The following is a 7,623-nucleotide window of genomic DNA, read 5'->3' on the forward strand; positions in this document are numbered from 1 at the left end:
CCGATGAAAAATCCGGGGCTACCGATACGTCAGGCTGTCACAGGTACGTCATCCCTTGTTCATAGACTGTCGCGCGGCCACGTGCCGCCCACGCCGCACGGGCCGCACGCGGCGCACGCAACGACCGACACAACAACGACAACGGGGAAGAACATGGAAAGCAGGACGAGGAAACCTGGGCAGTGGATGCAACGCGGCGCCAGCACGGCAGCCATGCTGCTGCTGGCCACGGCGGCGATGACCGCCTGCGGTGGTGGCGATGACAGCAACGCCGCCACCGGCGGCACCAATACCGGCGCGACGCCGGCCGAGGTCAAGCCGCTGGCTGGCGGTTCGCTCTACGTGGGTGCGGTGAGCTTTGGCGACACGGTGTCGGTCCAGCTCGACCAGCCCGCCGCCGGCCAGATCACCCTGCGCTTCCTCGATTCCCGTTTCGGCCTGGCCGGTGCACTGGTGGGCCAGTACACGCAGAGCGGCGACACCTATCGTGTGTCGAACCTGACGGCCTCCGGCGCCGACGTACCGGCCGCGCTGGCCGCCGCCGCGGCATCGATCACGTTCAGCTTCACGCTGGACGACGGGCTGCTCTCCGGTGCGCTGGGCCAGGTGCCCAACGTCAAGGCCGGCAACGGCAGCCTGCTGCAAGGCTATGTCTCCGCCGCCAACAAGGGCGCCCAGCTCAGGGACATCGCCGGCACCTACAGCTACCTGCGCCAGGCAGGCGACACGGCCACGGCCGGCCAGCTGGCGATCCAGGCAGACGGCTCGGTGCGCGTGTGTGCGGGCCAGGGCTACAGCGCCAGCTGCGCGGGCGGCCAGACCGGCACGCTCGGCGCCGACGCCGACCAGGCCCGCTATCCGGGCGCCTTCGCACTGACCATCGCCGGCAGCAAGGTGGGCCGCGTCTTCGTCGGCAAGCAGCAGGGCGGCACGGCTCTGTTCGTCGACGAAACAGGCGCCAGCGCCACGGCCGCCACCGGCAACTGGGTGGTGCGCGCCGCGACGTCGCTGGCCGCCAACGCGGTGGATGGCGACTGGGTCTGCGCCGAGCCCGAACTCGACGATGCCAACGCCACCACCGGCCGTACGCGCCGCAACATCATTTCGGTAGGCAGCAACGTGCTGGCAGCGGACAACATCCCATCAGACGTCCCGCTGATCTACAACGGCTTTGCCAGCGGCGCCGCCTTCGGCCTGATCTCGGGCACGTGGCAGGAGCCGGTGGCCAGCCAGATGCAAACTGCATCGCTGGCCTGGCTGCCCGTCAGCACCAGGCTGGCCTACCAGCTGCGCCAGGTGCCGGGCACCCAGCGCGTGCTGCCGGCTGTTTGCACGCCGCTGCCGGCGCCGACGCCGATTTCGACGTACCTGCAAGCCACGGCCCAGCAGAACATCCTGGTCACCATGGCCGACCTGCGCCCGACGCAGCCGGCCATCGGCCGCGACCAGATCTACTACAAGCTGGGCCGCTACGCGGTGGATTCGGCCAAGAATTTCGACGATGCCTGCGAGAACAACGGCCAGAACAAGACCGCCAAGGACGGCATCAAGACCGATTCGCGCATCGACAACCTGAGCTCGTTCACCTGCACGAAGACGGTTGGCGAGAAGCCCGAGGACATGAAGACACTGGTGGTGGGCCCGTACGGCGAGCCGTACCTGACCGATGGCCATCACGCCTTCACCACCGTCTGGGAAGCGCCGACCGGCGGCCCGCAGGCCAAGATGTGGATCCGCGTGCAGGACAACCTGTCGAACCTGAACCGCGCCCAGTTCTTCCGCACCATGCGCGCACGCAAGCTGGTCTGGCTCAAGGACGGCGACAACCGCCCGATCTACCCGGCCGACCTGCCGCGCCAGCTGGGCCTCTCGAACGGCCTGGGCAATGACCAGTACCGCTCGCTGGTCTACTTCACGCGCGACATTGGCTACAGCCAGCCCACCGGCGCCACGGAATTCACCGAGTTCTACTGGGGCGACTGGCTGCGCAAGGTCGTAGACCTGAAGCAGGTGAACCTGAACGACACCACGGCCTACCTGGCGGCCGTGCGCAAGGCCGCCGAAGCAATGGTGGCCCTGACGCCCGACACCATCGTCAGCGCTGACAAGACCGCCGCCACGCTGGGCCGTCTGGACGCTTTCAACGAGACCGAGTTCACGGCACTGTCGCAGCCGGTAGGATCGTCCAAGCCCGGCAAGCTGCCGTATGCAGTGGACTATCGCACCAAGCTGAAGCCGTAATGCTGGAACTGGTGGAACGGGTGGAACAGATGGAATAGCTGGCTAGCCAGCTTGCCTTGGTGAGGCCTCCGGGAAACCGGAGGCGAACACCCCAGCGCCTGGAAACAGGGCTGGGGTGTTTTGCTTGGGGCATGGCCGGGAGGCAATGCGCGGTCGATCGGTCGATCTATCAACCGATCGTTGAGTCGATCAGTTGGCGACGATGCCCGACGTCTCGGCCGACACGGTGTCCACGCGCAGCAGCGGGAGTCCGCTCAGCTTGACGGGCCCCAGGCCGGGCGCCAGCCAGACGGTTGCCTCAAGCTTCGGGAAGTAATACGCCGGATCGCGCTCATACTGGATCTTGACCTTGCACGTATTGGCGTAGGACTTGTCCATCGCGGTCACATCTTCGCGGCCGATGTACTGCACCGTCCAATGCACCTTGCGCGCTACGCCATGGGTAAATGCCGGCTGCGGATCCGCGGCCGCGGCGGATTCCTGTTCCTCTACCATCGTCACGCTGCGCGTCTCGTTGGGCTGCATGCCCAGCAGTGACAGCTTGGCCGGCTTGCCGGCGGCATCCTCGTACGTAAAGCGCCGATATTTGACCCACGGCCCACTGGGGAAGCCACGATGCCCGAACTCAGTCACACCCAGAGGAAACAAGACGGTTTCCGGATCCAGATAGATGCGGAAGTTGGACGAAACCGCGTGAAGCAGCGTGCCGGTGGCCTGAACATCGATGGTGTCCAGGCTCCTGCCATCGAATGTGGTCGGGCCAATGCCCTTGCCCTCGAATGTCACGGCTTCGGGGACCGGACCGGCATTGGCCGACACCGTCATCGACTTTCCGGTTGTCATCGGCGTCAGGCATTGCGCATCGAACGGCGCCATCGCGTTAGCCGTCGCACCAGTGGCGGCGCCGCTGGTGCCGACGCTGTTCTTACTATCGCCGTCCGAACCGCCACAGGCGGCGATAACGGCGGCAGATGCCACCAGCGTAAATGCGAGCTTCTTCTTCATAGGCATTGACCCCTTACGGGCGTTGAAATAGCGGGCAGTCTGTGCTGCCCTGGGTTGGGAAAAAACGAAAATCGAAAGTTGTGTCTCGGCGATTTACTGAAGTACCCGCTTTCCGTAAATCCACTCGGTGCTGCCGTATGGCGCAAGCTGATGCATGGCGCCCAGAATCTGCCGCGATTTGACGTCGTCGCCTTTTACGAACTTCGAGTAGGCAGCGCTGTAGAACGAAGCCTCGGCTTTGTCCTTCTTGGGCAAATGAATAAATACGCACGGCAAGAAATTTTTTCCATGACATCGGATTTCCGGAAATGAATGGGGGGGAGCAAGAGAATTACTCAATACTGATAAACCACCTGCATCCCCGCCGTCACCCCGGCGGTATTGAACTGCTCCGGCTTGTACACAGGCGTTCCGAGAAACACGTCATACGAGACGCCGCCGAACTTTTGCGAGCCCACGCCGCCGCGCATGCCGAGTACTGCGCCCGCCAATTGCGTGCCGACCAGTGCCTGGGTCGATGGTCCATACACGCGGCCATAATCGAGGCCGACATAAACTGCCTGACCGCTCGTTCCCAGCGGCGCCTGCAGTTCGTTGCGCCAATAGAATCCACGCTCGCCGGCAAGCTGGCTCTCGCCATCGAAGCCCCTTACCGTATATCGGCTGCCAATCGTCAAATCATCAACGTAGTACAGCCGGTCGTTGGTGAATTGGCCCCGGATCGTCGTGACGTAGCGGAATGGCTGTTCTGCGAGTTTGAACGGCACCGAGAGGTTGGCGTCGAGCACCATCATCCGGTAACGCCAAGTCGGGCCATCCAGCGACGCCAGCGTGTCGTCTTGCGCACCAAAGGCGCCGATGCCCTGGCGGAATGACAGCGTGGCATCGAGCTGCGACTGGCCGAAGTAGTGGCGGTCCGTCACCCCGAATTCGAGGATGGTGTTATTGCGGCGCTGCTGCGGGATTTCGGTGTCCTCGATATAGCTCTTGCCGAATCGGCGCGTCAGCCGCACCTGCATGCCGAACACGTCGTTCTGGCTGCGGCGCAGCACCCGATGCAGCTTCAGATCGACGTTTTCCGATTTTCCGCTCGACACGAACGTCGTATTCACGCCAGCAATCTGCTGGAAGTAATTGCTGCTGTAAGCCGAGAGTGTCGCTGTCCAGTAGCCCCACGGGATCGAATAGAAGCCATTCCAGCCGCGCGTGCCGTGCTCCTTGTTGCTGAACATCAAATCCTGGTTGTAGCCGATGTTGAATATGTCGCTCAGGCCCAGCGGGTTGTCGATCCCGACGCTCACGTTGCCTTGCCACTTACCGGTGGAACGCGAGCCCGAGTTGTCGACGGAGCCTACCAGCGTCCACCGCTTACCGCGTTTGACGGCGATCACGACATCGCTACGTCCCGGCGTCGACGTCGGCACGATCTGCATGTCGACGTCCTGGCTGGCGACACGCTTCATCTGCTCCAGCCCTTGCTCCAGATCACGCAGGTTCAGCAGTTCGCCGGGGGCAGTGGGGAACGCTGACTTCCACGTGCCCCACAGGTCGGGATCGCTGAAGCGGATATCGCCGATCACGCCGGGGATCAGCGCGAGCTTTAGCGTTCCCGACGACAAATCCTGCTCGGGTACCAGCACGCGCGTGGTGACGTAACCCTTCGACAGGATCGTTTGCGATAGCCCCTTGACCAGCGTTTCCACGCCCTGCTTGCCGACGCACTCGCCTTGATAGTGGTCAAGCCACTGTTGTGCAAAGGCAAACGGGTCCATCGGCAGGGCCGAGGCGCCTGCGGCTTGCAGGTCAGCAGGAAGGTCCCTGGGAACTTCGAGGGCGAAGCGGTTGACTCGGAAGCACGGGAATTCCTGCGGCAACGCAGGAAATTCGGCGCGGGCGGTTGCTTCAGCGCGCACGGCTGGGGCATCGACAACGGCAGCCCGTTCGCGGGCTTCCTGCTGCTGGCGCGTGCGCTGGTCTTGCTCGGCGTTGGTCAGGGCGGCGGCCTGGCCGGGGGGCGGCGGGACTTGGGCCAATGCAAGCAATGGGATAGTTGAAAGGCCAAGTGCAAGTGACGCGATCTTGGCAATGTGCGACGAATTTGAAGACATCGGGATGACAGGGGTCAGACGGGATCTTGGCGCCGCCATAACGCGTATGGTGATAAGGGAGTGGTGCTAATACCGCTGATCTCTGGAGCGACCCTCTCATTTCCTCCGACGTGCGTAAGCTCTACGCTCATATGCTGCCAAATTGCACCCATTGAAAGCCCAAATGCACTTTTGGCCACGCCTTCGATTATTTCATTCATTTTCATTTGAATTTAATATCCACTCGACGTCCGATGCAGCATGTGTGCGATTCAAGACGGAGTTTACGGGGCTCAGTGCGTGTCTCATCCTCTTACGAGGGTTAACTTTTATTTGCCCAACCCTCTAGTGCATGCGAATACTGCGCATGCGCCTCACCAAGATCGTCATATTTAAACAAGGGACTCTCGGTGTTCGCAAAGTGCCAACGGTAGTCATCGTGCATTGGGGGCACGATATCCCCTCGTTCAATGCTGTCAAATAGGTTCGCCATAAATCCCAAAACCATGCTCGCATGGTCGTCTTTTTTGGCATATTGCTGCAATATGCCGTGAAATATGCGAGCTTTTTCCTGCAATAGCTTGACTTGATCCACGGAATCACCTCACTGCAAAGTAAATGGATTCATTTTTTTTGGAGTAGTCCATTGACCACGGTTCGGCACAATAACTTGTTGTGCACCGCCTGGCATTGCGGCACTGCCTTGCGCAGTGCCGGCGACATTCGACACATAGACGCTCGGCGTCATCCCGGGCTTTGGAGTAATGGCGTAGTAGTCAACTCCATTCCTCAAGATATTCGCCGCCTGTGCCGCCGGCAACCCCAATACTTGCCCAGCCTGCTCCGGTGTCATAGTTGCAATTGCCTGAGCTTGCTGCGGACTCATCCAGTAGCCAGTGTACGAAGATACGTCATCACCCTTCGGAACGACTTTCACGAGTGTTGCACCCGGTGCCGCGAGTCCTGCCTGCGGCAAACTAGTACCAGATTCAATATAGCTCTGCGCGATTGACTCGACACGCTGGGCAGACATTCCAGGATTCGCGGCTTGAATATCCCGAATCAAAGCCTGTGCCGGCGGGGATTGCATGATCTCAGGAGTCGCCTTGACACCGTTGGTCACGAAATTTTGGTAACTAGCGGCCCCCAATTTGTTCAGGGCTGCCGCCTGAGTGGTAGCGGCGTTGGCGACTGCACCTGCGGTCGCTGCCCCACCAATGCCAAGGGCCGCCTCAAGCAATCCCGCTGCTCCTGGCGACATGCCGAGCCCAGTTAGCGCTTGGTTTAGGTATGTTGACTCAGGTTGTCCGCTCACCATTTGCTTTGACCCAGCGATGAGCGCGTCGGCACTTGTGCCAGCGACGATTGTATTTGCTACACACCCGACGCCAGTTGCACACGAGACAGGGGCGCTTGCTACCGCTCCGCTTATGCCGACGGCTCCCAACACGGCTTGGCCCGCACCAATACCACGGGTGGTCAATTGATATGTGTTGTTCACTTGCTTTGCAGCGTCCATATTCGCATCGCTAAGCAAACCAGACGTGCTATACCCAAACATGCCTGATTGCTGAGACAACGTCTGACGCTCACCAGCAAGTGAGTCGCTTGCCCCAAAATCCGCAATTTGCTTCAATTGCTGATAGGCCGCACTGCCTTCGGGGTATTCAGCGTAGCACTTTGTCATTGCACATGCCGCAGCAGTCAACCGAGCTTCTTTCGCTGTGTCATTGCCAGCAAGGTCTTTAATCCGCTGTTTCTCATCCGGATGCAACTGCCGATTAAACCGATCCACATTCGCCGCAGTCGCCGCCCCTGACCCACCACCCACCGCAGCACCCATACCTCCAGCCACAAGATTCGCTGCCAGGTTCCCGATGGCCTCGTCCAGGTTCTTGTTGCCACTGTCAACGCCATTAGCCACAGACTTACCAAGAGTGGCGAGCTTCTCGGCCGCGAGCGACGACAAGCCCGCGCCAACTGCGCCGGCGATGGCGTTACCGCCGCCCAGTCCAGCGATCATCGCCCCACCAGCCGCATGCAAGGCCGCCCGATACTCGCCGCCTTCCTTCCAGCCTTCGACATCGGCCTGCGCCTCGGCAACCGCCGCGCGGTTGGCATCGCTCGGGTCCTTGCCGTAAGCGTCGTTGGCAACCTTCAAGGCATCTTTCGCAGCCTTCTCCTTACTCCCCGCAATATCCCCCACCGTCTTCGCCACCGCCTCCCCAGCCGCCTGCGCCGCCGCCATCATGTCGGCTTGCTTGCCCAGCACGTTGTTGAGGTCCGGGCC

General features: G+C 61.4%; 4 protein-coding genes and 1 pseudogene. 1 reads left to right on the forward strand and 4 read right to left on the reverse strand.

The features are described 5' to 3' along the window. Nucleotides 1-186 precede the first annotated feature (186 nt). A complete protein-coding gene (locus A9J21_RS05300) occupies nucleotides 187-2,241 on the forward strand; it encodes a ParB/Srx family N-terminal domain-containing protein (protein WP_231906810.1) in 2,055 nt (684 codons plus the stop codon). Between the two features lie 189 nt (nucleotides 2,242-2,430). Here the strand turns inward: A9J21_RS05300 and A9J21_RS31880 are convergent, their stop codons facing one another. The 4 genes and pseudogenes from A9J21_RS31880 to A9J21_RS31885 form a co-directional block, all read right to left on the reverse strand. Continuing rightward, nucleotides 2,431-3,246 (reverse strand): hypothetical protein, encoded by an 816-nt coding sequence (locus A9J21_RS31880; protein ID WP_066732632.1) that lies wholly within the window; start codon nucleotides 3,244-3,246, stop codon nucleotides 2,431-2,433. Between the two features lie 335 nt (nucleotides 3,247-3,581). Further along, a complete protein-coding gene (locus A9J21_RS05310) occupies nucleotides 3,582-5,354 on the reverse strand; it encodes a ShlB/FhaC/HecB family hemolysin secretion/activation protein (protein WP_066732637.1) in 1,773 nt (590 codons plus the stop codon). Between the two features lie 301 nt (nucleotides 5,355-5,655). Continuing rightward, nucleotides 5,656-5,928 carry a hypothetical protein gene (locus A9J21_RS05315; protein WP_066732639.1) on the reverse strand — a complete coding sequence of 91 codons (273 nt, stop codon included), beginning with the start codon at nucleotides 5,926-5,928 and terminating at the stop codon, nucleotides 5,656-5,658. A 9-nt stretch (nucleotides 5,929-5,937) separates the two neighbouring features. Next, a pseudogene (locus A9J21_RS31885) lies at nucleotides 5,938-7,623 on the reverse strand (hypothetical protein); the annotation flags it as partial.

The sequence above is a fragment of the Cupriavidus sp. D384 genome, from assembly GCF_001652915.1.
Lineage (GTDB): Bacteria > Pseudomonadota > Gammaproteobacteria > Burkholderiales > Burkholderiaceae > Cupriavidus.